22 protein-coding genes are annotated in these 26,820 nt (G+C 58.2%); 4 read left to right on the top strand and 18 right to left on the bottom strand.

Translation table 11 applies throughout. From position 1 onward, the window contains the following. Window positions 1–170 precede the first annotated feature (170 nt). On the bottom strand, window positions 171–692 hold the full coding sequence (locus tag FIU93_RS29490) for a PRC-barrel domain-containing protein (protein WP_173017459.1): 522 nt from the start codon (window positions 690–692) through the stop codon (window positions 171–173). A 695-nt stretch (window positions 693–1,387) separates the two neighbouring features. Between FIU93_RS29490 and FIU93_RS29485 the strand changes: the two genes are divergently transcribed. Further along, entirely contained in the window at window positions 1,388–2,089 is a 702-nt protein-coding gene (locus tag FIU93_RS29485) for a hypothetical protein (RefSeq protein ID WP_152507891.1), read from the top strand. Between the two features lie 25 nt (window positions 2,090–2,114). On the opposite strand, the gene FIU93_RS29480 is transcribed toward FIU93_RS29485, so the two are convergent. The 17 genes from FIU93_RS29480 to FIU93_RS29400 all read right to left on the bottom strand — a co-directional run bounded on the left by FIU93_RS29480 (window position 2,115) and on the right by FIU93_RS29400 (window position 23,836). After that, window positions 2,115–3,665: a glucan biosynthesis protein gene (locus tag FIU93_RS29480; protein WP_152507890.1), complete on the bottom strand. Its 1,551-nt coding sequence runs from the start codon at window positions 3,663–3,665 to the stop codon at window positions 2,115–2,117. A gap of 322 nt (window positions 3,666–3,987) precedes the next feature. Continuing rightward, window positions 3,988–5,262 carry a plasmid replication protein RepC gene (gene repC / locus FIU93_RS29475; RefSeq protein WP_152507889.1) on the bottom strand — a complete coding sequence of 425 codons (1,275 nt, stop codon included), beginning with the start codon at window positions 5,260–5,262 and terminating at the stop codon, window positions 3,988–3,990. Between the two features lie 373 nt (window positions 5,263–5,635). Further along, window positions 5,636–6,640, bottom strand: coding sequence for a plasmid partitioning protein RepB (gene repB, locus FIU93_RS29470; RefSeq protein ID WP_152507888.1), 1,005 nt, complete (start codon window positions 6,638–6,640; stop codon window positions 5,636–5,638). 2 nt (window positions 6,641–6,642) lie between these two features. Next, complete coding sequence (gene repA, locus FIU93_RS29465; protein WP_023001362.1) at window positions 6,643–7,881, bottom strand: plasmid partitioning protein RepA; 1,239 nt, start codon at window positions 7,879–7,881, stop codon at window positions 6,643–6,645. 491 nt (window positions 7,882–8,372) lie between these two features. Further along, a complete protein-coding gene (locus FIU93_RS29460) occupies window positions 8,373–10,613 on the bottom strand; it encodes a VWA domain-containing protein (RefSeq protein WP_173017458.1) in 2,241 nt (746 codons plus the stop codon). Between the two features lie 15 nt (window positions 10,614–10,628). After that, on the bottom strand, window positions 10,629–11,456 hold the full coding sequence (locus FIU93_RS29455) for a CbbQ/NirQ/NorQ/GpvN family protein (protein WP_152507886.1): 828 nt from the start codon (window positions 11,454–11,456) through the stop codon (window positions 10,629–10,631). 189 nt (window positions 11,457–11,645) lie between these two features. Continuing rightward, window positions 11,646–12,683, bottom strand: coding sequence for an aliphatic amidase (locus FIU93_RS29450; RefSeq protein WP_023001365.1), 1,038 nt, complete (start codon window positions 12,681–12,683; stop codon window positions 11,646–11,648). A 33-nt stretch (window positions 12,684–12,716) separates the two neighbouring features. After that, a complete protein-coding gene (gene urtE / locus FIU93_RS29445) occupies window positions 12,717–13,412 on the bottom strand; it encodes an urea ABC transporter ATP-binding subunit UrtE (RefSeq protein ID WP_152507885.1) in 696 nt (231 codons plus the stop codon). Continuing rightward, a complete protein-coding gene (urtD, locus tag FIU93_RS29440; protein ID WP_152507884.1) occupies window positions 13,405–14,166 on the bottom strand; it encodes an urea ABC transporter ATP-binding protein UrtD in 762 nt (253 codons plus the stop codon). The genes urtE and urtD overlap by 8 nt, the downstream gene beginning before the upstream one ends. Then, window positions 14,163–15,281: an urea ABC transporter permease subunit UrtC gene (gene urtC / locus FIU93_RS29435; RefSeq protein ID WP_023001368.1), complete on the bottom strand. Its 1,119-nt coding sequence runs from the start codon at window positions 15,279–15,281 to the stop codon at window positions 14,163–14,165. The genes urtD and urtC overlap by 4 nt, the downstream gene beginning before the upstream one ends. Window positions 15,282–15,309: 28 nt before the next feature. Beyond that, the gene (urtB, locus tag FIU93_RS29430) at window positions 15,310–16,179 is read right to left on the bottom strand and encodes an urea ABC transporter permease subunit UrtB (protein WP_152507883.1); all 870 of its coding nucleotides are present in this window, start codon (window positions 16,177–16,179) and stop codon (window positions 15,310–15,312) included. 80 nt (window positions 16,180–16,259) lie between these two features. Beyond that, window positions 16,260–17,507 (bottom strand): transporter substrate-binding domain-containing protein, encoded by a 1,248-nt coding sequence (locus tag FIU93_RS29425; protein WP_023001370.1) that lies wholly within the window; start codon window positions 17,505–17,507, stop codon window positions 16,260–16,262. A gap of 220 nt (window positions 17,508–17,727) precedes the next feature. Then, window positions 17,728–18,384 (bottom strand): ANTAR domain-containing protein, encoded by a 657-nt coding sequence (locus FIU93_RS29420; protein ID WP_173017457.1) that lies wholly within the window; start codon window positions 18,382–18,384, stop codon window positions 17,728–17,730. A 56-nt stretch (window positions 18,385–18,440) separates the two neighbouring features. Next, the gene (locus tag FIU93_RS29415) at window positions 18,441–19,517 is read right to left on the bottom strand and encodes a transporter substrate-binding domain-containing protein (protein ID WP_081713182.1); all 1,077 of its coding nucleotides are present in this window, start codon (window positions 19,515–19,517) and stop codon (window positions 18,441–18,443) included. A gap of 131 nt (window positions 19,518–19,648) precedes the next feature. Next, window positions 19,649–20,671 (bottom strand): alpha/beta fold hydrolase, encoded by a 1,023-nt coding sequence (locus tag FIU93_RS29410; RefSeq protein WP_152507881.1) that lies wholly within the window; start codon window positions 20,669–20,671, stop codon window positions 19,649–19,651. Window positions 20,672–20,728: 57 nt separating this feature from the next. After that, complete coding sequence (locus tag FIU93_RS29405; RefSeq protein WP_077294379.1) at window positions 20,729–22,045, bottom strand: cytosine permease; 1,317 nt, start codon at window positions 22,043–22,045, stop codon at window positions 20,729–20,731. 483 nt (window positions 22,046–22,528) lie between these two features. Beyond that, the gene (locus tag FIU93_RS29400) at window positions 22,529–23,836 is read right to left on the bottom strand and encodes an NtaA/DmoA family FMN-dependent monooxygenase (protein ID WP_152507880.1); all 1,308 of its coding nucleotides are present in this window, start codon (window positions 23,834–23,836) and stop codon (window positions 22,529–22,531) included. 112 nt (window positions 23,837–23,948) lie between these two features. On the opposite strand from FIU93_RS29400, the gene FIU93_RS29395 reads away from it, so the two are divergent. Genes FIU93_RS29395 through FIU93_RS29385 form a run of 3 tightly spaced genes read left to right on the top strand, consistent with a single transcriptional unit; the run spans window position 23,949 to window position 26,811 of the window. Further along, window positions 23,949–24,734, top strand: a complete 786-nt coding sequence (locus FIU93_RS29395; RefSeq protein ID WP_286202454.1) for an ABC transporter ATP-binding protein — start codon at window positions 23,949–23,951, stop codon at window positions 24,732–24,734. Next, window positions 24,734–25,747 carry an iron ABC transporter permease gene (locus tag FIU93_RS29390; protein WP_152507878.1) on the top strand — a complete coding sequence of 338 codons (1,014 nt, stop codon included), beginning with the start codon at window positions 24,734–24,736 and terminating at the stop codon, window positions 25,745–25,747. The genes FIU93_RS29395 and FIU93_RS29390 overlap by 1 nt, the downstream gene beginning before the upstream one ends. After that, window positions 25,747–26,811 (top strand): iron ABC transporter permease, encoded by a 1,065-nt coding sequence (locus FIU93_RS29385; protein WP_152508005.1) that lies wholly within the window; start codon window positions 25,747–25,749, stop codon window positions 26,809–26,811. The genes FIU93_RS29390 and FIU93_RS29385 overlap by 1 nt, the downstream gene beginning before the upstream one ends. The last annotated feature ends 9 nt before the right edge of the window (window positions 26,812–26,820 follow it).

Here is a 26,820-nt window from a genome sequence, read left to right as displayed (position 1 = left end):
GTTGACATTGACCAGCGTCAGAGGGACGGGAAGTGTCGCATCTCTAACTGGCCCAAGTGTCGCATTACTAAATGGGCGCTATAAACGAGAATCGCGTAATTTGGATTATGGAATATTTTTTAGCGCGGGCGACATTTCGGAATGCGGCCCGCGCTTTTCTGGTCGTGATGTCAGTTTACAGGCGTAACGTTTCTATCCGCTTCGGAATCAATCAGCTCCTCAGGAGCTTTCTCGACCGGCGCATTGTTCAGATCCTGAGCGGTTGCCGGCCTGGTTTCATTCACGCTTTCATCAGCTGGAACAGGCCGATATGCAGCTTCCTCGAAGGGCTCCAGCGCATCCAGCTTTTCTGCGGTCGTTTCAACCACCAGCACCTCGCTATCGTTGCGATTTTCGAACTTCACAAGACCGTACTCGATCGCGACGTTTTTCTCGCCCAGGCCAAGAAAGCCTCCGACTCCGATCACGATTGCCTGAATCTGACCGTCAGGACCCACAGTGAAGTCGTTGACGTCGCCAATTGCTTCAGACTCTTCGCTCGTACCATTGTAGACAGTTCGGCCAAGGAGGTCCGTGGCCAGGTGTCCTTCTGCCTTTTTCACCATTTGAACGGGCTCAGGGGTGGCAGGAGTTGCCGGCACGGTAGTCGTCGGTACTTCAGTCGAGCTTTGCGCATACGCACCGCCGACCATGAACAGTCCGATTGCGGACACAGTGACAAGTTCACGTAGCATTGTAACTCTCCCAGATTGAAGTCGCCGGTATCTGACAGGGATGAGGCGACGATAACGGAGTAACGCTCTGGAAATCGCCGAGTTCCGCCGCATTTCAAGATTGAAACAGAATGTGAATGTACTGCTCACGTTTGCAGCCATAAATTGAAACTGAGATCGGGAGTACTGAGCTTCCCAAGAACGCGTAGCTGTACCTGCAGGGCATTCTCTGTGAGCCGATCTTCAGTTTCCGAAGATTCTTCAGCGCCGTGAACGTCTTTCAAGACCAACGCAATTCCGGCGGAAAACGTGCTCATTAACTTGCCGACAAACCTGAATTTGCAGAACAACCGAATGCCTGAAGCCGGATCCACAAAAGATAGCCACGTTGCAAGTCCGCGAGACGCAGTTCTTATCAACCCGGCGATTATGAAATCAGTGTATTTCCACAGCAAAAGTGGAACTCATTCCATACGTATTTCCATGTTCGCATGATCAGCGGAAGAGATATTAATTCAATCAACTCTGATACTTAGAGATATATATTTCGAAACCTAGGTAAATTTCGCAAGGTATCATTGGGTGCTGTTGCATTAACCTTTTCGGAATCAAGTTCACTCAGTTTCATCCCGTCAGACCGACAGCAAGCGACCTCAAGCTCTCGATAATAGAACATGCGCACACCGAGTTACCTACTGGCAGTTTCCGTAATCAAGGGCATAATCACAGGCACTGCGGCAGCGGCCTCCGCAACAGTCACGCCTGTTCACGCTGAGAATATCAAACCTTACGTCTGGTCTTTTTCAAAGCCATCTGAAAGTTCCTACAACATGACGGTAGGCGCTCAGCTTCCTGTTCCGGGCCGGCCTGCATTCGGATCGGATATCAACATGCCAGCAGCATTGCCCAGGCATGTGCTCAATGCGCCACGCAGCTACGTACCGAGTGGAACGCTATGGACACGACTGCGTTTCGAAGACGACTACAAATTGGCAGGAATGGACGAGACGGACCTGACCTTGCGCTTTGACCCGAACAGCGACCTTGCATCGACCAGATTCACTGCAGGAAAGAAAATCAAACTCACAAGGCACGCCAACCTGCTCTTGCGAGATTCCTATTCTTTCCGGACGCCCGGTTTCGAGACGAATGATATTGACTGGAATACCACCAAGAGCGTGGAAGTGTCTCTGGGCCGGACCGCGACAGTCCTGGCAGCGGAATTCAACAACTCAAAAGACGACGCCGTGTGGCACTCGAGCGTTTCGTTGCAACAACCCTTGACCAAAGCCTTCACACTTCGGGCAAGCATCAGGGAAATACAGACACAAAATCCCAGTTCGGTTTTCAAGGCTCGGTATTCCCGTACCTGGTAACTGTGCCTTATGCCACACCGGGGATTTATTCCAATTCCAGGTGCTCCGCTATCAATTGCCCGAGCCAGGTTTCACTCAGGACATCATCGCCGCCTTTCAGAAAAGCGCGCGCCTCCACCGGGTCACGCCCGTCGATCTTGACATCGAACGTCAAGCGCCAACGATCCGTACCGACGACAGGTTGAACGAAAAGATTTATTGGCTCGCCCTTGGAAAGCTCCACAACGGCCTCAACCTCGTCCTTCTTCTTTATCCCGTTCAAGGATTTGCCCTGGAATTCGACCACGACTTTCATCTGGTCCTTCGGTCGAGGTTGTCCTGGAATTCCTCCCTGGCCGATACGGGTTGCGAAAACCCGAGCACCTGACTGAGGCAGCGGATGCTGATCACGCCAGGTCATCTGGTAGGAAAACGTACGTTCGTCACCCGCTTTCGGCAGTTCGTCCGGTAAAAAATAAGCGACTATGTTGTCATAGATCTCGTCGTCCGTGGGGATCTCCACCAGTTGAACCACGCCCTTTCCAAACGGTTCGTCAGGTTCGATCCAGACGGACGGCCGACGATCATAAAACACTCCGTCATCCTGAAAGTTCTCAAACTCCCGGTCTCGTTGTGCGAGGCCAAATCCTCTCACATTGTCCGCCCGAAAGGTGGACGTGCGAACCTCGGACGGGTTGTTGAGGGGTCGCCATATCATCTCTCCCGACTGGCTAATCATCGCAAGACCATCGGTATCGTGTACTTCCGGGCGCCAATCCCGGCCTTTCAGGCGATTGGACTCAGAGTACCAGTACATGCTTGTGAGTGGCGCTATTCCCAGTCTTTCCACGGACTTTCGGAAGAATAGGTGGCTTGTCACATCCATGACCTGCCCACTGCCCTCCTCATTTTTCATGTGCATTCGATAGGCGCCGGCGACAGATGGGCTATCAAGAAGTGCATAGACAACCAAACCGTCATCTGTCGATGCGGATGGTACGAACCAGAATTCCGTAAATCTGGGAAATTCCTCCGGCATCGAAAGTCCGGTGTTAAGGGCAAGTCCGCGCGCCGACTGCCCATACTGGCGAGACTGGCCATCTGTCCTGAAATAGGATGCGCCCAGGAAGGAAACCCAGTCGGTTTTCAAATCCTCCCGCATGACGCGGAACCCGGCAAATCCGAGATTTTCGGGCAACTTTCGCGCCGGACTGTCATGCGGCATGTCGAAATAGTCAGGTGAATAGAGAATTTCTCGGGAAACGCCATCAGCGACTTCGTTCAGCTTGACCGGTTGTTTGAAGAAACGGCCCAGGTGAAAGAACTGAATTGGGACGCCTGGTACCAGCTCCAGGGTGGCCGACTTGCGAAAGCTGATCTTCCAATGCGCGTCGTAGTCAATTTCCTCCAGAAGATCTTCAGATCGCACTTTTTGCGCTTCATACGGTCTTGTCCCGAGTTCCCGAGCCTTCGCGATCACCGTCGCAAAACTGAATTCTTCAGGGTCGCCCCGGTGGTTCTTAAGGTCACTGGATTTCGCATAAGCGCTTTGGACAAATGCCATGAAAAAAAGTGCAATGAAAACAGATCTGCTCATGAAGTTTCCAGTCGGTCTTGCTTCGTTGTCGTTGAAAGACGAACGAACGGACAAATTAGTTCATGGTGCAAAACACCGGGCTTCCAGGTTGGGAACAGGATCGCAGGAATGAGGCGTCGTTTTGACAAAAGTCGGCCATGCGTAAGGCAAGTTTATGAAGGCTCGAAACCAGCGCCACCGACGTGCCCTGTTGCGATTATCCGTGTATGTGCAGGATCAGCACTCCCGGGAAGACCGCAAAGTTTCAAGATCCCCTCATTTTAGCGCCCCCTGCCCGGAAGCAGTACTCGCACAAGAGGATCCCGCTCCCCGCGGCGCCCGATCAGCGCGCAGCGAGGCCAAACAGGGATTTTGCCAGCGCAAGTTTGCCTTCGACCGCCCGTTCACAACATGCCCGGAAGTAACCGCCGGGCGAGCTGATTTTTTCCGGATCCCGCAAGGCCTTTTCGGCCACCATCGCCAGAATTGCCGCCGCAACATGCCGCCCCAGCCTTCCGCAGGCTTCGGTAAAGCCTTTTTCACTTAATCCGATACCGATCCGCAGCACGTCGGTTGCGGCAATGAGGTCCGGCCAGCTTTTGAGAGATAGCCCAAAATCGCCCTGGATCGACGTACATGCGCTTTCCAGCAAAGAGATCGAAACAGCGTCCAGGGTTTCCGATCGGACAAAATCCGCCTTACCGGAGCCTTTCTGCAGTGTATACCCCCTGTTGGAGCCCCCACCCCGCTCCGCTTGCTCCCTTTCAGGAGCTATTTCGGCGCCGTAGGCGACGTTAGACTTATTATTGATTTCATCTGCGTGAGCAGATGTCCGGTTATTTGAACAAGAGTCTGGTGAGTTTGTATTAAATATAGGGGTGACATTGATGTCATCTTCGCATGACGAATCCCCATTTTTATGTGCTGTTGACTGTGTATTGGAGGCCTCCTTCAGAGCTTCCATCACCAGGTCATAAAGGTCCAGCAACGCCTGCGCTTTTGCCTGAACATCAGTCTCCGCGTCCAGAATGCCTGCCATCTGATCCAGGAAGTCTGTCAGGTCGACGTCTTTCGTTGCATCGACGATGTCGACAATCGCCCTGGAGATCCTCATAACCGTCCGTTTGGCTTCCCGGACGGCATTGAGATGAGCCTGCCATTCGTCGGCCAGGCGCTTGATTTCGCGGTATCGCACTCTTGCCGGCGTGAAATCGAGACCATAGGCAAAGGTAATGTCGCCACTGTCGTTGCGGTGCACCCACCTGCGGCCGGTAGAACTGTCCCTGTAGGCAAGAATACGGGCCTCGACCAGCTGCTTGATGGCGCGAATGACCGTTCGTTCACTCTTGCCGACATATGAGGCAAGCTTCTCATTGGAGATGGCAACGACAGGCCTGTTGTCCCCTTTCCAGTCGTCCGGCTTTGACAGGCCAAGCAGGATGTCCAGGACATGATAGGCTGTCGACGTGAGACCGATCGGCTGGGCCGCACGTTTCAAGGCAATCGCGACTTCGGATTTTCCAATATCGGGAATGTCGTTCGACATTGCCAGACGCTGGGACGCAAGTATCCCCGGCGTCACCTTCCGGAAGGAAGAGACGTTCGAAACAGCAGGCATGACAACCTCCGTTCGCCGACACGAGCCAACGTGCGGCGTTATGCGTTTCAGGAGGTTCAACGTCGGGAAATCGGCAGAAATCCACCGTTCACACAAGATGGATCTTGCGCGTGATTCGGAATTCGCCTAAAACAGGGAAGTGTTGAGGTTCCTGTTTGGACGTTCCAAGTTGAACCGTGATTAAAGAGACTGAACGGTTGCCGCCGTTTCGGTCTCTTTTCATTTGGTCTCTATTTCTCTCGCACCGTCTCCTTCCTCACGGGGCCTGGCCGAAATCCGGCCTCTTGCCGATATGGCCCGGGACGACACTTGAACACCTGCCCCGGATCATTGTGCGCCCGGCATACCCTTTCGAGGTATGCCGCGACCATCTTCAGCCCTTCGTACGTCCCGCGTCCTGCCGTTGCCGCAGATAATCGCGGTAGACGTCCGGAAGGTTCTCCTCCAGCCAGCGACTGAATTCAGCTTCGGATTTCGGTATCGAGAACACGGTTGCCGCCGATGTTCTCTTCAGTTTTGCCAGTACCGTTCCGTTCGATGTGATTTCTGCTGCTGCCAGTGTTGCCGGTGCAGCCTTCTTTTGTTTGCCTCTTGCAGCCTGCGTTACCATGGACATTCTGTCCTGCGCAGCAGCCAGCCTGAAATCCTCACCGTCTATGACGGATCGAACGCGCTGTTCGGCGGCAGGGTCTTCAAACAGCTTTGCCAGTTCCATCCACGCCGGCCGGCCGACATTCCTGGCACGGCCAATCGCGCGAATGATGTCGTGCGGGATGCTGTCAGCGATCTTCCGCATATTGGAAATGACCGTTTGAACCTGGCCGAGCACCGGCTGCATCTCGCGCTGCTTGAGCCCTGCTTCGCGCAGCTGCACAGCCCACAGGACCATCTCTGCGAAGGTCAGGTTTTCGCGGACGCCGTTTTCAAGCGACTGTTCCTTGATCAGCTCGGCATCGCTCAGCTTGCGAACGTACGCCTTGACCTTGAACGTCTCCGGTTTGCCGGCTTCCGCCATCAATGTCTGAATGGCAAACAACCTGCGGTGTCCATAGGCCAGCTGATAGCGGTCCCGTTCCGTGGGGTGCGGGCGCACCAGAACGGGGATCCTCTGCCCTTCATCCTGGATCGAAAGCTTGAGTTCCTCCAGGGCCTCCTGCGCTTCGAGGTCTGTTTCGAAGCGATCGGAAAACGGGCTTGGGTCGATTTTCGACGGATCAAGGGCAACGATGCTGTCCTCGCGCATATGCGACAAGGCCCGCCCCATGGAATTCACGACGGGCGCGGTTACCTTCTGGCCCGCAACCGGCTTGGGCGGCTCCTTCTTGTCGGCAGCTGCAGCCGCCGCGTCGGACATCATTTTGACGATCGACTTTTTCATCGTCAAACCTCCCTGCCCCATACACTCTTGATCAGATCGAGAATTTCGGCGTTGACGCGGTCTGCGCTTTCCAGCGCCCGCTTCAGGGTTTCCCGACCGACTTCACCGGATTCGATCTCGTAGAGACTTTTCTTGGCAACGCCGGCAGATGCGATGGCGGTCGATTCAATCGCCTCGGCCACAAGGACGTCGGTCCCGAACAAGTCCCGCATGGTGCCCGACATGATCTTCTGCGGCCCGTCATTGGGGTTGACCCTGGTCAGCAGAAACTTCGTGAAGTCATGTTCGAAAACCGCACCGCCTTCGGACAACGTATGGGTCACATCCGAAATCATCTTCAGGAACTGGGAGCAAGACGAGACGTCGAGCATGGCCGGGTGAACGGTGATGATCAGGCCCGTTGCCGCATAAAGGGCCGCCATCGTCGTGTAGCCGAGCGAAGGTGGCGTATCGAGGACAACGACGTCATAGTGCTCTTCAACCGACTGGATCACGGCATCGAGGCGCTGGAAAAACAGTCCAAGCTCGTCGGTCGTCCTTTCGGCAAGCGCGGTCGGCGTATCGTATTCGAAATCCATCAGGCGCAGGTTGCCGCAGGCAAGGTGAATGCCCGGGAAGTAGGTCTCGCGTATGACCTCGGAAAACGGCACGCGGTAATTGTCATACCGCAAAGCATCGTAGGTCGTGTCGGTCCGTTCGTCATCGTCTTCGCCGGACCGAAGATCACGATCCGGCTGAATGCCGAATGTCGTGGTCATGGAGGCCTGGGGATCCAGGTCGACACACAGCACCCGGTAGCCCTGGATAGCCAGGTAATGGGCCAGATGAACGGACGTGGTCGTCTTAGAGCTGCCACCCTTGAAGTTCGCAGCAGCAACGACCTGCAGTTTTTCTCCCGGTCGGCGATGAGGCACGAGGCGATGCGCATCGTCAGGCCTGAGTTCCGCGAGGAATGCCCTCAGTTCCCAAACCTGATCGACCGTGTAGATCCGGCGGTTGTTTTCGGCGCGATGCGGCTGCGGGCCCTTGCCTTCCAGCGTCAGGGTGCGAAGCGTGCTTTCCGGCACACCCAGCAGACGAACCAGATCCGTCGTGGAAAACGTCCGGCCGAAAACCTTGCGGGCTTCCGGCGGGTAGGTCATTTCGCGCATCGTCTGCAAACGGTCGGAAAGCTTCTGCGTGAAACTTTCGATTTTTGCGGTCGTATCGCGTCCACCGGAAAATTGTTCGGTAACGGCCATTAATGCCCTCTGACGGTTTTGCGCCCGATATGAGCGGTAACTCCGTCATGGATGCAGGATTCCAGCAGATGGTGCAAGGAAATTTAAGTTAACGAAACCCTAACCCGGCCTGGTTGAACCGGCATTCCAGATGCCTCTACGAAACTTTCCGACCCGACGGATGTGCCAATCTTTGCCAGTTCCAGAGCATCATTCCAGCCGATCCTATTTTTTCCTTATTTATTTCAATTACTTAATTTGCCCTCGAATACTACCGCGAGGTCTCCGGCGATGGACCGGCTACATTTTCAGAACCCTGGCTGAAGTTAAACCCACGCAAAATCTTCCTTGAAACTTTTCCGGGTGTTTTGCCAGTTAAAGGCAGATTTTCTGATGTTTCAACAGAATCGGTACGGTCAGAACAGGCGATCAGAGCTCGGTCGGGACTGGCACAAGGTTCACCACAGAGCCGGCAATCCGGCACAATGAAAGCATCTCACCAGAGGCAGCACCTACTTTTTCAACTCTCCATAGAGCCCAAGCAGAGCGCCAGGAAGCCTGGAAAGGTCCGCGAGCTTTCTGACATTCTTGCCGCCAAAAATCCTGCCGGAATAATCGTTGCGGTTGTCGCCGAGCGAGAAACAGAAAACATCGATGCCGGCCATCGCCAATTCGCGCAAGGCGAAACGGGCGTCTTCCAGGAGATAATCCGGATCATCGACGTCAATATCGGACGGCTCGCCGTCAGTCACCACCAGCAACACCTTTCGATATGCCGTCCTTTCGGCAAGCTCACGCCCACCGTGACGCATAACCGGGCCCAGGCGGGTCGAAAATGCACTTTCCAGACCGGCCAAGCGTTCATACACGCCCTGGTCAACCGGTTGGCCGAAGTCCTTGACCCGCGCATATCGGACCGTCTCCCGAGTGTCCGAGCAAAACCCTGCAAGTGCGCAATTGTCGCCGGTCGTCTCCATCGCCCCGGCCATTATCGCGGCGGAAAGGCGTTCAAGATCGAGAACGCTGGCGCCCCCCTCGCCTGCCGGCTCGCCGGTGGAGTGTGACTGGTCGATCAGCAACAGGATGTCCAGGTCCCGGCCCTTGCAACTCTTCCGGCCGAAGATCCTCGGATCGGGGATCTCCCGATTGCGGCGACTTGCCTGGGCATCGATGCATGCATCCAGGTCGAGAAAGTCACCGGTTTCCAACCGGCGCTCCCGCTGGAACGCATTCACATTGGCACTGGAGATCAGAGAGGTGAGAGAACTCTGTATCCTGGTTTCTTGCGTGAGGCTCCGCAACAGACCGGTTGCCGTCTTTCGCGGCGCCTCAGTGACGTGAACAGTGCACCAGTCCGGGCGCATGCGGCGGCTGACATGATCGTATTCGGGATAGGTGATCAGCCGGGTTACCGCGTCCTCATCTCGAAGCCTTAGCTTTTCTGCTGCCGCGGCTTCTTCCTCGCGCTTTTCTTCCTCTTCGGGCTCCTGCCGGTCGGCCTCGTCGCGTTCTTGTTGCTCCAGGCGCACACCTTCCGTTTCAACCGCAACATCCATCTCGATCAGGTCCGGTTCCTCGTCGAAGGTCCAGATACCGAGGTTGTCGTCCCTGTAGGCCGGCTGCACCACATAGGTACGGGCGTCGAACTGCAGCCGCATCTGACCCAGATCGTTGGCAAGCAGTCCGCCAATTCTTCGGCAGAAGGTCTGGTCGTTGGGGGTCGCCGCAAAGGCTTCCTCGAACAGGCGTTTTCCTTTCTCCACCCAACCGTTGGTATCGCTGTATTCCGGATCTATCAGCGTGCGCGACAACCGTGCCATCAAGGTTGTCGCCAGGTCTGCGGAGCGTGCATCCATGGTGTGGAAGCTGCTCCAGAGAGACCTCAGTCCCGGCATCTTTTGCAGAGCGAGCCGTTCGACCCGCGCGTCTTCAAGCAAGGAGATAACGGCGACTTGCAAGGGTTTCAGGGACTTTCGCTCAAACACCTGCCGGGTGAAGGCAATGTGAGCGCCGACATGGGCAAGAGCCGCATGATAAAGCTTCAGGCTGTCCGCGCGGTCAAAACCCGGGAATCCCGACGGCAGACGAATGCCATCCCGTCCGAACCCGGCCCTGCGACGCATTTGCTCCGGAGCTGTGGCCGGGGTTTCGACAATGGGCGGAAGCTGACCCCACAAGGCGGCATGAAACGTCTTCAACCGAAGCTCTTCGTCGTCAAATCGCAAGACTGACGACTGCCGGTCAAGAAAGTGCCGCGCTTCCGGGTCTTCACCAGCGAGAAACAATCGCGCCTTTTCGCGGTTCGTCAGTCTGAGTGCCAAACCCATGCCGACGAATGTCCTGTAGCCGGACAAGCCGATTTCTGCCAGGGATCTGTCAGACGTCTCAAGCAGTGCTTCAACGGCTTCCGGCAAGTCGCGTCCGGTTCGTTCCAAAAGAGCGCACCACTCCGAAAAAGCAGTGAACGTCTTCAAGTACTGCGCTGCGCGAGCCGCTGTATGCGGCACCCTTGCCGATGCGCGCCGGCCGGAACGAATGGCAATCCAGGAAACCAGGCGTCCGAGATCGGCTGCGGCTTCTTCCGAAACCGCCTCCGCAACCATCGGGCCACAAGTACGATAGGCTTGCGTTACGGTTTCGCCGTAACCGGCCTGGGCAATCCGGGACAGGGCTTTAGTCCAGACGGCAGACAATTGCCGTTCATATTCGCGCGTCTCAACGGTGTTGGTCTTCGCCGTGGCAGCCTCGGTCATCGTCGCCGCCATGTCTTACAGGCAGGCAGAAACAGCGGAGGACATCGCAGCGCGGATCTCCGGCTCATCCACGAGCGGCAGCACGATGGCAATCTGGCAGGCCTCTTCCAGCGGCACGCCTTGCGCTGTCAGCTGACCGGCTGCAATCAACATGCGCGTCGATGCACCTTCGCGCAGTCCGTGACCCTTGAGGTTCCGAGATCTTTCCGCAACCCGGACAAGAACCCTTGCTGTTTCAGGCTCGATACCGGCTTCACGCGCCACGATTTCCGCTTCGATTGCCGCATCAGGATAGTCGAAGGAAATCGCGCAGAACCGCTGCCGGGTGGATTCCTTCAGATCTTTAAGCACACTCTGATAGCCGGGGTTGTAGGAGATCACGAGCTGGAAGTCCGGATGCGCCTGGACCAGTTCATTCTTCTTTTCCAGCGGCAAATGGCGGCGATGGTCAGTCAGGGAATGGATGACGACCGTCGTGTCCTGCCGCGCCTCCACCACTTCATCGAGATAACAGATCGCACCGTGCCGGACGGCCGCCGTCAGCGGGCCGTCGTGCCAGACAGTACCATCTGCATCCAGCAGAAACCGTCCGACCAGATCCGACGCCGTCATGTCCTCATGACAGGACACCGTGACGAGAGGACGCTTCAGCCGCCAGGCCATGTGCTCGACAAACCGCGTTTTGCCGCATCCCGTCGGCCCCTTCAGAAGGATCGGCAACCGTGCGGCATAGGCGGCTTCATAATGGCCGACCTCCTGTGCAAAGGGGCGATAAAAGGGTTCGCTGACAATGCGATAGGCGTCAATCGGGTCCTCAACCGGACCAGCTATCGGTGCATTCATTCCTGGACTTCCTGTTGAAGACGCTGCAGCGGGGGAAATCGCTGCAGCGCCAGGAGGATGCGGCGCTGCGAACCGCATCGCTCGGGAGGATCGCCGGATCAGCGCGTGCTGCCAGGTTGTTGGCCTGCGGCAAGAGCTGATCGATTTCGAACCGGGCGAGAGACTTCCCGCCCGGATTGGACCTGAGCCCTAGCGGTGGGTGCTTGCGCCGTTCGGGATGCCTTCCATCGGACATTCCTCGGTGCCGACCGTCGTGCGGGTCATGGCCTCGACCATCTCCCGCGTTCCTTCCGGATCGTTCACCCAGTTGGCGTAGAAGTTATAGGGGCAGGCTGCCTGGCCCTTGTCGCCGTCGCCGGAGTTGATCGTGCCGGTGTAGCCACGGTGCAGCAGTTTGAAGAGGTGGTTCTGCGACTGCATGTTCTTGCGGGCATCGCGGATCCCCGACACCGACATCTGGGCATATTGAATGCCGTTTTCTTCGGTGCCGCATTCCCCCAGCGTCCGGCCGTCGAAACCGATCAGGGCCGAATGGCCGAAATAGGAATAGACGCCATCGAAGCCGGCGGCGTTTGCAACCGCCACATAGCAGTTGTTCGCCCAGGCCATGGATTTGGAAATCTGGATCTGCTGCTCCTTGGCCGGATACATGTAGCCCTGGCAGCGGATGATGAGTTCCGCCCCGCGCATGGCGCAGTCACGCCAGATTTCCGGATAGTTGCCGTCGTCACAGATGATCAGGCTGATCTTCATCCCCTTCGGGCCTTCCGAGACGTAGGTGCAATCGCCCGGATACCAGCCTTCGATCGGCACCCAGGGCATGATCTTGCGGTATTTCTGGACGATCTCGCCCTTGTTGTTCATCAGGATGAGCGTGTTGTAAGGCGCCTTGTTTGGGTGATCCTCGTGTCGCTCGCCTGTCAGGGAGAACACGCCCCAGACGTTCGCCTTCTTGCAGGCTTCGGCGAAGATGGCCGTTTCCTCTCCAGGCACCTGGGAGGCGGTTTCGTACATCTCCTTGGGGTCATACATGATCCCGTGGGTGGAGTATTCCGGGAAGATCACCAGGTCCATGCCCGGAAGGCCGACCTTCATTCCCGCGATCATGTCCGCGATGTTGCGGGCATTGGCCAGCACTTCCTCGCGGGTATGCAGACGCGGCATCTTGTAGTTGACCACCGCCACGCCGACGGTGTCGTTGCTGCTGGAAATATCACCGTGATACATCAATTCCTCCTTCTAGGAACGGGTTGCCGCGCCTCAGACCACGAGGTGTTCGTGGACAAGGTCGTCGGACAGTTGGGCAATGCCGGAAGTGACCGCGACGGTGCCGCGGTCGAGAATCGCGAACCGGTTCGAGGCCCGGCGTGCGAAAGTGAGGTTCTGCTCCACCAGAACGATGGTGAGGCCCCTGGTTCGGTTCAGGTCGATCAGGACATCCTCGATCTGCTCGACGATGTTCGGCTGGATGCCTTCCGTCGGCTCGTCGAGCAGAAGCACCTTGGGCTGGGAAAGAAGCGCCCGACCGATTGCAAGCTGCTGCTGCTGACCTCCGGAAAGGTTGCCGCCCCGCCTGTTCAGGAATTCCTTCAGGATCGGAAACAGCTCCAGCACCCAGTCGGCGATCTCGCCCTGCCTCGACTGGGCGGCGAAGGTGCCGATCATCAGGTTCTCGCGCACGGTGAAGGCCGGCAGGATGCCGCGGCCTTGCGGGACATAGCCGATGCCGGCGAGCGCTCTTGCGTGCGTCGGCAGGCTGTTCAATTCCATTCCGTCCAGCTTGACCGAACCGGACGTGCGGCTCATCAACCCGAGGACACTGCGAAGAAGCGTCGTCTTGCCCACGCCGTTGCGGCCGAGAACGGAGAAAAAATCACCCTCGTCAATGTCCATGGAAACGGACTGGAGCGCACGGCTTCGGCCGTAGAAACCATCGAGACCGTTCAGCTCAAGCATGGCCGGCCTCCTTCGTTCCAAGGTATGCTTCCTTCACCCGCGGGTCGTTGGAGACTTCCTCCAGCGAACCTTCGGCAAGCAGCTTGCCCTGGTGCATGACTGAAATGGTTTCAGCGATGTCGCGCACGAATCCCATGTCGTGCTCGACGACTATCAGCGTGTGCTCGCCCCGCAGCCTGTTGAACAGCTCGGCCGTCTTGCCGGTTTCCTGCGCGGTCATGCCGGCGGTCGGCTCGTCCATCAGGATGAGTGTCGGGTTCTGGGCCAGGATCAGCGCGATCTCCAGCCATTGCGTCTGACCGTGAGACAGATGTCCGGCAGCAAGATCGAGATCGTCCTGAAGGCCGACCAGAACCGCAAGACGTTCGATTTCCTCGTCGTCGTGACTTGCACCGAAACGTACGAGGTTGGCCAGAACGCCGGTGTTTCGTGATTGACCGATATTCAGGTTTTCCCGAACGGTCAGTTCGCGGAAGACACTCGGCACCTGGAACTTGCGCCCGATACCGACGCGGGCGATCTGATATTCCTTCAGGGTATGGATCGCCTCGCCCTTGAAGCGGATCTCGCCGGAGGTCACACGGGTCTTGCCGCAGATCAGGTCGAGCGCCGTGGTCTTGCCAGCACCGTTCGGTCCGATCAGGCACCGCAGTTCGCCGCTGTTCACATCCAGCGACAGTCCTGAGATCGCCTGGAAACCGCCGAAGGACACACTGACGTCCCGAAGGCTGAGGTGGTCGGTTGCCGTCTTCATGACGCCGCCTCCGTGGTTTTCATGACATTGCTCGCGGATTTTCTGGCGCTGCCGGCAAAAAAGGGCAGCCGGTCGACGGCCATCGAGACGGCACCTGCAATGCCTTTCGGCAGAAACAGGACAGCGAGGACGAACAGCCCCCCCATGATCAGCATCCAGCTTTCCAGGAAGACTTCGGATTCCGACAGGGCACCCTGGACGCCCGTCACGATCAGGGCTCCGATGGCAGCCCCCAGAAGGCTCTGCCGGCCGCCCACGGCGACCCAGATCACCACGGAAAGACTAAGCGGCACGCTAAGGAATGTCGGCGAGGCGAATTCCATCACGATCGTGTAGAGCATGCCTGCCAGACCGGCGATGCCGGCCGACAGCGAGAAGACGAAGATCTGATAGAGCGCGACGTCGTAGCCGAAGAAGCGGACCCGGTTTTCCTGATCGCGGATCGCTTGCAGGATCATGCCGGTCTTGCTGCGGGTAACCGCGAGCGACAGGAGCAGCACGGCACACAGGCACAGCGCGACCAGGTAATAGGTTGTCGCGGAATAGGCGTCGAAGAAGAAACCGGCCACCTCGAACTGGGCGAGATCCGTGATGCCGTTGAAGCCGCCGGTGTAGCGCTGCTGATCGATGATCAGGAGATTGACCACCACCAGAACGGCCAGCGTGATGATAGACGCATAGACACCGGTGATGCGCCCGCGAAACATGAACCAGCCGAGCAGCGCAGCAAAGGCGGCAGGGATCAGGAGGCCCGCCAGAATGGCGAAGGTCATGGAGTGAAACGGCGCCCAGAACCAGGGCAGTTCGGTGACATTGTTCCAGACCATGAAGTCCGGAAGCCCTTCGCTGCCGGTATGTACCGGCACGGTGCGAAGCTTGAGGCCCATGGCCATGGCATAGGACCCCAGGCCAAAGGTGGCTGCCTGGCCGAGATTGAGAATTCCGGCGTAGCCCCAGGAGAGGCTGAGCGAGACTGCCAGGATGGCGAAGACCAGGTAGCGGGAATATTTGTTCAGGAGAAACGCATCGTCCAGCACGGACGGCACGAGCAAGATGGCTGCACAGAACGCCAGATAGAGCACCAGCCGTGCTGTTGATTTTCCAGTCAGGTTCATTGAATTGCGATCCTTTTTCCGGCCGTGATCACGAGCGCACACGGGTCGAGAACAGGCCTTCGGGCCGAAAGCGGATGAGGATGACGATCGCCAGCAGGACCAGCGCCTTGGCCAGGGTGTCGTTGCTGTGGAAGGCCAGGAAACCCGAAAGTTCACCCAGGATCCCGGAGCTTGCGACAGTGCCGAGCAGGCTCTGGGCACCACCAAGGACAACCACCATGAAGGCGTCGACAACGTAGGTCGTCCCCATTTCCGGAGAGACGCTCTTCAGCGGCGACACGAGCGCACCGGCGAGACCGGCGATGCCGGCGCCATAGGCGAAGGTCGACCGGTAGATGCGGGCGGAATTGATGCCGAAGCTGGAGGCGATCTCCCGGTTCTGGGTAATCGCGCGCAGTTTCAGCCCGAAGCTGGTGCGCCGGTAGATGACCCAGGTGAGCCCGAAGAGGACAAGCGCAAGACCGAGGATGAACAGCCGGTAGGCGGACTCGCTCGCGCCAAACAGGGACACGCTGCCATTGAGGAACGCCGGGATCTCGACATAACGCAGCTCGCCGCCGGCAATCAGCCGGATCGCCTGCTGCGCCATCACGCCAATGCCCCAGGTTGCCAGGATGGTGTCGAGCGGCCGGTCGTAGAGATGGCGGATGACCAGGGCTTCCACGGCCCAACCGAACACTGCAAGAATGAAAAAGATCGGGATCAGGCTTTCCAGCAATCCTATGCCAAGCTGGGACTGCAGGAACCAGGCGCAATAGGCGCCCAGCATGACGAATTCGCCATGCGCTAGATTGATGACCCCGGTCACGCCGTAAATGACGGCGAGGCCAAGGGCGACCAGCATCAGGATCGAAGCGATACTGAGACCGGTCAGGAGTTGGGAGACGACAAGTTCCATCTGCAAGCCTTCAAGGTCTGGAAAACATCAGGTCACGGAAAAGCCGGGCGGCGTGACGACACGCCACCCGTTTGCACGCGTCAGCTGCTCTTCAGACCGTCAGCGGTGCAGACCTGGCCGTCGTAGGCCTTGTAGGGAATGGGCTCGAGCCAGTCGGCGGACTGTTGCAGGATCTCGAACTGGCCATCCGACTTGCACTGGCCGATCTTCGGTCTCAGCCAGGTATGAAGGTTCTCGCCCTCGATCTTGACCAGTCCCTGCGGCGCGTTGAACTGCTCGCCCTTGACGGCCTCGCGGATGGTGGTCGGATCGATATCGTCCGGCGACAGTTTCTCGACGGCCTGCTTGAACAGATGCACCTGGAAATAGGACGGCTCGGAGACGAAATGCGTGACCTTGTCGCCGCCCCAGCGGGACTTGTAGGCCTCTACGAATTTCTGGTTTTCCGGTGAATCCCAGACCATGAAATATGGTGCGGAGGTGAAATGCCCCGCGGCAGCGGCACCGCCCATCGCCGCCACTTCGTTTTCCGAGGTGGTCAGGCTGGCCATCGGCATCTTTTCCGGGTCGAGACCGGCCGCATGATACTGCCGGTGCAGGGCGACAACGGAATCGCCGACCACAGTCGAGAAGATCACATCCGGCTTTTCCGCCTTCAGCTTGTTGATGACGGACGAGAATTCCGAATGGCCGAGCGGCACATATTCCTCGTGAACCACTTCGGCTCCAAGTTCGGCCAGCAACTTCTTGCAGTAGTTGTTCTCTTCCTTCGGATAGATGTAATTCGACCCGATCAGGTACCAGCGCTTGCCGAAATTCTTCACCAGCCAGGGCACGAACTCGTCCTGCTGCTGATTGGGAACAGCGCCTGTGTAAATGACATTCTTCGAGCATTCGCGGCCCTCGTAGAGGGTCGGATACCAATAGAGATTGTCCCGCTTTTCGAACACGGGCAGCACGGCCTTCCGGCTGGCCGAGGTATAGGAGCCGAAGACCGAAACGCATTTGTCCTGGAGGACAAGCTTGCGCGCTTTTTCCGCGAAAGTCGCCGGATCAGAAGCCGGGTCCTCAACCACCGGAACGATCTCCATGCCGTTCACACCGCCGGCGGCGTTGATTTCCTCGATCGCCATGATCGTCGCCTTGTTGAGCGACTCTTCGATAATCGCAGTCGTCCCGGTCAGGGAGAACAGAACCCCCACCTTGATCTGGCCGCCGGCGGCGCGCGCCAGTCCGCTGTTCTTGCTCCAGATATGCGGGAAGGTGCCGAGACCGGCTGCCCCGAAAGCGGCCGACCCGAGAAGAAAATTGCGCCTGTTGGTTTTCACGTTGCTGCTCCATAAACAAATAAAGCCCCGTCCGCCCTGCCTTGCGGCAGCTCGTTCGGGGCATCGTCGCCTCTGATTTTTGTGAACGCGGCTATGGTGCCGCTGAGGGAAATGTCTGATTTTCAGACAACAAAAAACCCCACGTTCCGCCAAGACGAAAACCGTGGGGCTCTTTTACCCGGATGTACGTGGCGCTGTTGCCACGAATAACTCTGAAAGATTAGCTAAGAAGTTCGTGCGAGTCAATTATCGCATTTGCAACTGCACCAATAGTTACACGCCGTTCCATCGCCTGTCGACGCAAATAGTTGTAAGCTTCCTCTTCGCTTACATTCTTGACGCGAACCAACAGAGACTTTGCACGCTCAACAAGGCGCATTGTTCTGAGATTTTCGTCAAGTTTATCGATCCGGTTTCTTAGTCGACGCTCGTAAAGAAAGTGCTCGCGCGCCAGAGCGACGCAAGTCTGGACCGCGCGCTGGACGACGGGATAGTGCAGCACGCCATGGGCGGCGCAATTATGGATCAGCTTGAGATCCAGATTGCTGACACCGCGATCCACCAACACCAGACCGGCTTCCGGCTCTCCCGGCAACCAGGGGATACGTTTGGGCATGTCCTCGACCAGCGTGCAGAACACAAGATCGCAATCGACAGGCAACTGCGGCGGGATCGGCCAGATATGGCGCACCTCGCAACGCAGGCGCTGCAACTCCCGGATCAGGCGTTCGCCATCCGCATCGGGTTCGACGATAACCGCGATCCTGAGGTTCTGATGCGGAGTTGTCGCGGTGGCGTTCTTGCGCATGGCAGCCGCTGCCGACGTTCGTTGCGAAAGCGGACGCTTGGTCGTCTTGGCCGCCGCGGTTGTGTCCATTTCCAGTGTCTCCCCGGTTGTCTGCTTGTTTGTCCAGGTTCTTCGGGAGGTTTGTGTCAGCTGTATTCGAGGCATCGGCCGTACCCAATCAAGTAAGGATCCGCCTTCACGCTGGAGGGCGATTCAAAAACGATATCGAACTGGCCGCTGCGGTTCGCGCGGCCGATGCGGGTCCACAGGTCGGCATGGCCCCACACGGGGTTGATGGAAACTTCGCCCTGCGGGGCATCGAATTCCGATCCCATGACCGACTGGCGGATCATCGAGGTGTCCATGGAGTTGGTCTCGGCAAGGGTCTTGGCGAAGACATTCACCTGGAAATAGGACGCCTCCAGACACATGTTGGTCGGCTCGTCCTCGCCGTAGCGCTTCTTGTAACGGTCGATGAAGGTCGCATTGCGGTCGTTACCGACACCCTGGAAATAGGAAGCGGCGGTCAGATGGCCGTCGCCGACATCATATCCCATCGCCCGGATCTCGGCCTCAGTGGTCGTCAGGCTGGCGATCGGCATCACCCTCGGGTCGATGCCGAGATCGGCATAGGCCTGGTAGAGATATGTGGTCGTGTTGCCGACCACCGTGGAGAAGATCACGTCCGGCTGCACCTGCCGGATTTCGCGCATGATTGGTACGAAGGAATTTCTGTCCGCTCCCAGCCGGACATAACTCTCGCCGACGACACTGCCGCCATTGTTGCGGATCAGCTCCCGCATGATGCGATTGGATTCGCGCGGATAGATGTAGTCCGACCCCACGAAATAGAACCGCGTTCCGTAGAGCTCCATCAGGATCCGGCACAGCTGGACACTGTTCTGGTTGGGTGTTGCTCCCGTGTAGATCACGTTGGAGGAAAACTCGAAGCCTTCGTAAAGCGTCGGATACCACAACAGGCCGTTCAGTCGCTCAACCACGGGCAGAACGGCCTTGCGGCTGGACGAGGTGTAACAGCCGAATATCGTGCTGCAGCCGTCCTCGACCATAAGCTTCTTTGCAAGAAGCCCGTAGTTGCGTGAGTCCGAACCCGGGTCATAGATAATCGGCTCAATGGGCCGTCCGTTGATCCCGCCGCTATCATTGATTTCATCGATCGCCGTCAACGTCCCGCGCAACTGGGTTTCCTCGATCACCGACATGTAGCCGGACTGCGAGAACAGCACACCGACGCGCCACGGTTCGGAAGTTTTGCATGAACTGGTCAACCCAAACTCTCCCCTTTCAGTCCTGCGCCGGCCGCCAAAGCGGCCGGCCGGGCTGGCCTTGCCTGTCAGGCACTACCCGCAAGTATTTCCTTCAGCTTTCCGTCCAGAAACGCCACATCAACCGTGCTGGTGCCCGGCCCACCTGCAAAATGTCCCCATATGGATTCAATCGGAATCAACGTCGCATTAGGCATGTTCGCGACTTCGATTTCGCTGTCTTCCGGCGGGAAGTATAGATCCGTTCGGCCGGGCATCACATATGCCTTCGATTGTATTGCCCCCAGCGCCTTCTTGTAATCGCCATGGTAGATGTCGTTGGCGCTGATATCGCCATTCTGCCAGGTCCAGAGCATGGCCAGCAGGTTGTTGGCGTCCTTGGGAAGGAAAAATCCCTCCCAGAACGCAACCAGGAAATCCTCCAGCGAGGAATATCCAAGCGTCTTCAGGTCGAGTTCTTCCCGGTAGAAAGATTGCGAGAACCCCCAACCGGCATAGACACGCGCCATCGCCCGAAGCCCTCGTTCCGGCTTCTTCTCGTACCAGCCTTCCAAAAAGGCGGCATCGGCTGTCAAGGCTGCTTTCACCCCTTCCAGGAACACGAAGTTGTGCCGGGAGCATTTGGCGGACCCGCAAAACGGCACGATCCTCTCGACCATGTCGGGATACATCGCGCCCCAGTGGAAGGTCTGCAGAGCCCCCATGGACCAGCCCGTGACCATCTTGATGCGCTCGACACCGAACTTCTGTGTCATGAGTTGGTGCTGTGCGCGGACGTTGTCATAGGCGGTCACTTTCGGAAACCGCGCCGCGTTGTAGGGCTCGGGCGTATTGGATGGTGAAGATGACAAGCCGTTGCCGAACATGTTCGGAATCACGATGAAATACTCATCGGGATCCAGCGCCATGCCCTTGCCGACCAGCCATTCGTTGTCGACGTGCTGGCCGGAATACCAGGTCGGATAAACGATGACGTTGTCCTTCGCAGCGTTGAGTTTGCCGAAGGTCTTGTAGGCGAGCTTGCACTCGCGAAGCGTTGCGCCACTCTGAAAGGTGAAGTCGCCCAGTTCGTAAATTTCGTAGTCTGCCATGGAAGGCTATCCTCTGGTCTTTGGTATTGTCCGGCGGCCTAAGCCGCCGGAAATGGGTCAGGCACCGGCCCTTGCGGCCTCTGGCATCCGGTTGAACAGGAGGTAGGCAACCCCACCGGCAAGCCCTGCGGAAATTGCCGTCGAAAACTGCGGCGCATAGAACTCGACGATCACCGCAACGATGGAACCTGCCGCCCAGGCAGCGAATGCGGTCGGGCGCCAGTCACGGTCGATCGTGGCGTTGCGGCGCTGCAGATACTGGTCAACCAGAATGATCGCGCCGATCGGCGGAACAAGGATGCCGAGCAGGGAAAGCCACTGGATGAAGAACGCCCAGACGTTGCCGGCGGCAATGACGATGCCGATGACACCCAGGACAACCGCCATCAACCGCATGCGGCTGTTGAGAATACGCGACCAGCCGGTTGCCGCATTGTAAAGGCAATGAGCGCAGACAGAGCCGAGATTGCAGTAGAGAAAGAGGAAGGCAAGGACACTGAGAAAGGTCAGCTGCTTGCCGTTCATGTAGCCGAACATGTTGTCCGTGCCGAAGGGATTGGCATCGGGAACCGCAAGGGCTGCCGTCATGATCCCTCCGACCAGCATGGCGCACATGTTGGCGAACGGAAAGGCGCTGAACGTTGCGATGACGGATGCCTTGGTATCCTTTGCCCAACGGTTGAAGTCCGCAGTCACTGTCCCGGCATCGATGAACAGGGCGATGACCACTGTCAGTCCGACACCCATCGACATGGTCGCCGCGCCGTTGTTGCCAGGATAAGCAGCGATTTCCGCCCAGCTTGTCGTCGACAGGCTGTCGGCAACCACCCAGCCGCCAAGCAGCACGAACAAGGGCACCGACACCAGCCCGATAAGGTGAAGCCCGTGTACGCCGACGAAGGTGATGCCGATGTAAAGCAGGCCGGCGATCACGGTCATCGCGACATAGTTCAGCTCGTAGGCCGAGCTGATCAAGGATCCCGTGATGCCGGTTTGCACCGCGTACCAGCCGAGCAGCAAGGTCGACAGCAGGCCGGAGGCAAGCATGTATCCCTTCCGTCCGAAGACCACGCTGGCGAGAAGTGCGAAATTCATGCCCCTGCGCGTGCCCAGAACCCCCAGCAGGCCGACATAGGCAAACATGATCAGGTTGCCCAGGAGCATGGCCCAGACCGCATTTGTGAAACCCATGCCCAGAACCAGGAGGGACCCGGTCATGGCGCCGGTGATGATCATTGGAAAACCGATCCAGACGGTCGTGACCGAAAAGGTGCTCCTGCGGGCCGACATCGGGACCGGCGTGTGTTCATATTCTTCTCCGAGAACATGATCCACTTCGTCCAAGGCTTCCGCCTCGCCGTGTAACTTGCTCATTTTTACCCCTCATTTTTATTGTTCTGCCGCGCCCCGGCAGTTGTTCGGGGTCTCTCTCGCGGCACATCGCTGAGCGCAAAAGAAAAGGCCTCCCTACAGCTTCGTTTCCGAAGACATAGAGAGGCCTTTTCGCCTGCGAATTTTAAAGTGGCCCCGTTGCCACGTTCCAATCACTTGGAGATTGAAACGTTATCGAGAGGTTTTACTTCTGTCAACAAAATCGGCACACGGTTTCTGCCGAATTTTTGACCAACCGCCTAAAAGATTTTTCTTATTAATTTCAATTAATTACGGAACATTCATCGCATAAGCGCCCGTCAGACAAACATCAAAGCACTCTATTCGGGCTGCTGTTTCGCGATGTCAGGGGTTGGAATTTTCTTTCGCCAAGCCCCGACACCGGTTTTCGAAAATGGCGCAACCTCGGCCTCTTCAACTGCGTAGTCCGCCTGCTGTGTCGCGCTTCTGCGTTTGTCTCGATGCCTATTCCAGGGTCAGATGCTCGAAGAAGGTCGAGCCTGAATAGTCCTTCCGGAAAAGGCCCAGATCACCCAATGCAGGAACCACCTGTTCCAGGAGCAGGCGTACCGCGTCCAGAGATCCGCCCGGAAAGGCGACGAAACCGTCGATCGCACCTACCGCTGCCCAATCCTTGATTTGTACGACCGCATCGGACGGTGTGCCGACGACGAGCCAGTGGGCCGAGCCGATAACTTCCGGCCGGCGCAACAGGTCTTCGACGGCCGGTTCGTCCCGCTCGATCATCCGCCGCAGAAGTTGCGAATGGGTGCGGCTGCGCACCGTTTCCGGTGGCGGGGGCAGGTCCGTGGCTTTCACCTGTCGTTCTGCCGGCCAGTCGCAAAGATCGAGCCCGGTCATTTCCAGAACTGTTGCCAGGCACCGGTCGCGGCTCACGCGTGCGTTGGTTTCGGCAAAGAGCTCCTCTGCCTCCGCCCTGGTCGGCGCAAGGTAAAGGCTCAACCCTGGTAAAACCCGGATATCGTCACCCTTTCGTCCGCGCCGTTCGGCCCGTTTGCGCAAATCGGCCCGCAAGTCCATGGCTGCAGCCTTGTCCGGTGTCGAGGCGAAGATCGCGTCCGCCACCGAGGAGGCAAAGTCACGGCCTGCGCCCGATGCCCCTGCCTGCACAAGCGGTATCCGTGTCTTGCCGAAGCGCGGCAAGTTGAGCGGGCCCTTCACGTTGAAGAACGAACCTTCGTGGTCGACCGGTTTGACGAGATCCGCATCGGCGAACAGCCCGCTTTCCCTGTCGAGCTTGAGAGCTTCACAAGGAAAGCTCTCCCAGAGCAGCCGGACGACTTCGGTAAATTCGGCGGCCCGTGCATAGCGTTCCTCCGGGCTCGGCATTTCGGACAGACCGAAATTCGCGTTGCCGTCCAGCGCGGTGACGATGTTCCAGCCGGCCCGCCCGTTGCTGAGCCAGTTCAGCGACTGGATCTGCCGGGCGACGATATAGGGTGGAAAGAAGGTCGTCGACGCTGTCGACAAGAGCCCGATCCTCGACGTCTCGCGCGCGATCGAGGCCAGCAGCAATGTCGGGTCAAGACTGGCAAACCCGGTGCCGGATGCCAGCAGCCCGGTGTTCAAAAACAGCGAGTCCGGCAGAAACGCAAAGTCCAGTTTGGCCTGCTCCGCGCGCAGTGCGACGTCGAGATAAAAATCACTGCCGTAAAGGCCTTCCACGCCACTGTCCGCACGACGCCACGCATCGCCGCTGAGCCATGTCGGGGCGAGCGACATGCCGATATGCAATTTCTTTGAGGGGGTCATCAAATCCGCTCTTGATTGGATTGGAAACGAGTTGGAGGGCTGGCTTTGGGTTTGCTGGCTCGTTTCGGATAGTATAAAGACTTCTGCATTGCAGAAGGTCAAGAGGTCGAAATTGCTGGAGACAACACACGTAAGCGCGGCTTACGGACCCTTGAATGTGCTCAGTGATGTCTCCGTCCGGTTCAGCAAAGGCCGGCTTACGGCGATCGTCGGGCCGAACGGGTGCGGCAAGTCCAGCCTGTTGAAAGCCATCATGGGCTTCCTGCCGATCAGCGCCGGCGACATTCTGCTGGAAGGCGCACCTCTCCCTGGCATCGGCCGGAAAGCTCTTGCCCGCCGGATTGCCTATCTGCCTCAGGATTGCTTCTGCCCGGATTACATGACACTTGGCGAGCTGATCGAGCTTGCCGGCTATTCGCGGTATTCGCTGACGGGCGGTCCGTCGGCGCAGGATCGTGATCTCTTCAAACAGGTTCTGGAGACTGTCGGCCTCAGCGACCGGGCCGGTTTTCCCGTCAACAAATTGTCCGGTGGTCAGCGTCAGCGCGCCTGGATCGCAATGGTTCTGGCACAGGATACCGATGTCATCCTGATGGACGAGCCAGTCAATCATCTGGACATGAAATACCAGTTCGCCGTTCTTGAACTTGTCAGGGAGCTGATCGAAACCCACGGCAAGACGGTGATTGCCGTTCTGCACGACCTGAACCTGACCACCGCCTTCGCCGACGAGGTCGTGCTGATGCAGTCTGGCCGGTGCATTACGGCAGGACCGGTTGCGGACACGGTCACCAGTGACAACATCGAACAGGTCTTCGGTCTCAGGACCCAGATCTTTCCACGCGATGGGCGCCTCGTCTGCTTTCCGGAGCGCATTGGGCACGCATCGGTAGCCTGATGGACCGGCGTAGTCTCCACCTTCTGCTCATCCTTGCAATGCTTGCCATCGTGCTGGTGGTGCATTTGTTCTTCGGTTTCCGTGCAGCCGATCTACCGAACCTGATTGCCGCGCTCCAGCGTTTCGAAGCTCAAAGTTACGAAGACGCTGTCCTTCTGTTCCAGCGTTTACCGCGCACCCTGATTGCGATTTATGCCGGCGGCATTGCAGCGGCCAGCGGCTTCGTCCTGCAGAGCCTGGTGCGCAATCCCCTAGCCTCCCCGGCCACACTGGGCGTCAATTCTGGTGCGGCTCTGTTTCTGGTTGCCAGTGCGCTCCTGTTCGGCGCCAGCGCCGAGCTGCAGGGCATTGCGGCGCTTGCCGGAGCACTTGCCGGTTTTCTCTCCAGCCTTGCAGTTGCCCGGCTCGCAGGGCGCCGGAACGACCCGCGCGGATTGTCCCTTATCCTGTCCGGCGCCCTGGTTTCCATGCTGTTCACCGGCATGACCAACGCCTTGCTGTTGTCCGACCCGGCCCGCCGCGCCGATTTTCTGAGTTGGGTAACCGGCAATATCAACCACGTCTATATCGACCGCCTTGCCATGTTCTGGTGGATCGGGGCCCTTTCCGTCGTAATCCTGCTGCTGTTTGCCCGGCCGCTGACCCTGATCCTGCTGGGCGCCGACAAGGCCGCCTCAACCGGTGTCAACGTTCCTCTTGTCTCACGTCTTGCCATCGGAGCAGCCGTGCTCGGGTCCGGCTCCGCGGTTGCGGTGTGCGGTCCGATCGGCTTCGTCGGGCTGGTCGTGCCACATATCGTGCGCCCCTTCATGGGCAACAATCTTGTTCACGCCCTGCCGGCCTCCCTGATCGTGGGAGCGATTGTCGGTCTGGCTGCGGACCTCATCGCTCGGGAAGCCTTTTACCCCTACGTCGTGAACACCGGCCTGGTTACGGATCTGATCGGCGGGATCGTATTTATCGTGATCGTCAAACGCTTCTATCTCTCCTCCGGTAGCCGGGAGGTCTCATGATCAGAGGCGGTAGAGCAATCGACGGCAAACGGGTTCTGCGTCTGACCGGCGGACTTCAGATGAGGACCGGCAATCTGCTTGCCGGAGCCTGCCTTGTGGCTGCTGCGCTTGCACTTGCAGCTCTTGCCACCGGCCTCGGGCTGACGGACACCGGGCTAACCGATCTTTTCCGAACGCTTGCCGGTGAAAGTTTGCCGGGTGCGGAGAACTATGCCCTCTGGACGGTACGCCTGCCTCGGATCCTGCTCGGGTTCATGGTCGGCTGGGCGGTCGCACTTGCCGGGGCAATGCTTCAGTCGGTTGCCAGGAACCCGCTGGCTGACCCGGGACTTTTCGGCTTCAGCCAGGGGTCGATGACGATGATCATGTTGCTGCTGGCCTTCCTGCCTGCGGCCCCCAAGAGCCTTGTGGTTCTTGCTGCGCTCGCCGGTGGGCTGACGGTTGCCGGTCTGCTTTTGTGGCTTGTCGGCAGCGAGCGATCCAGCGGCCTTTCCATCGTCCTGATGGGGATAGCAATCGAGACGGTCCTGTCCTCATTCGGATCGCTTCTTATCCTGTATCTGCCGACCGAGACCTCCATCGCCCTTTCCGAGTGGCTGGCCGGCTCGCTGTTCCAGGCCAACTGGACAGTCATCGCCGCCTTTACGCCGTTGTTCGTTCTCAGCCTCGCGGCAATCTTCGTTCTCGGCCCTGCCATGGCCACCTATGACCTGGGCAGCGAAATGGCGATGGCACTGGGCGAACCTGTTGGCCGTTCCCGCCCGTTGATCCTGCTCACTGCCGTTGTGCTGAGCTCCGCTGCCGTCACGGCGGTTGGGCCCCTGGTCTTTCTCGGCGTGCTGGCACCTCACATCGCCGGCTTTCTTTCACCGGCCGTCGCCCGGGCGCGGCTTTTCCTGTCCGCCTTGATGGGCGGGATCCTCGTCCTGATCGCCGATGCACTGACACGCGGGCTTGGCGGCTCCCTGCCGATGCCCCTCGGTCTCAGCCTGACCCTGGTCGGCGTGCCGCTCTTCATCATCGCGCTGCGTCTGCAGGCGCTGCGCAAACTCCAGTCACACTGAAAGGATCTT

The sequence above is a fragment of the Labrenzia sp. THAF35 genome (assembly GCF_009363595.1).
In the GTDB taxonomy this organism is placed as follows: domain Bacteria; phylum Pseudomonadota; class Alphaproteobacteria; order Rhizobiales; family Stappiaceae; genus Roseibium; species Roseibium algicola.
Note: the sequence above shows the minus strand (reverse complement) of the source record. Positions and strands in the feature narration are given on the sequence as shown.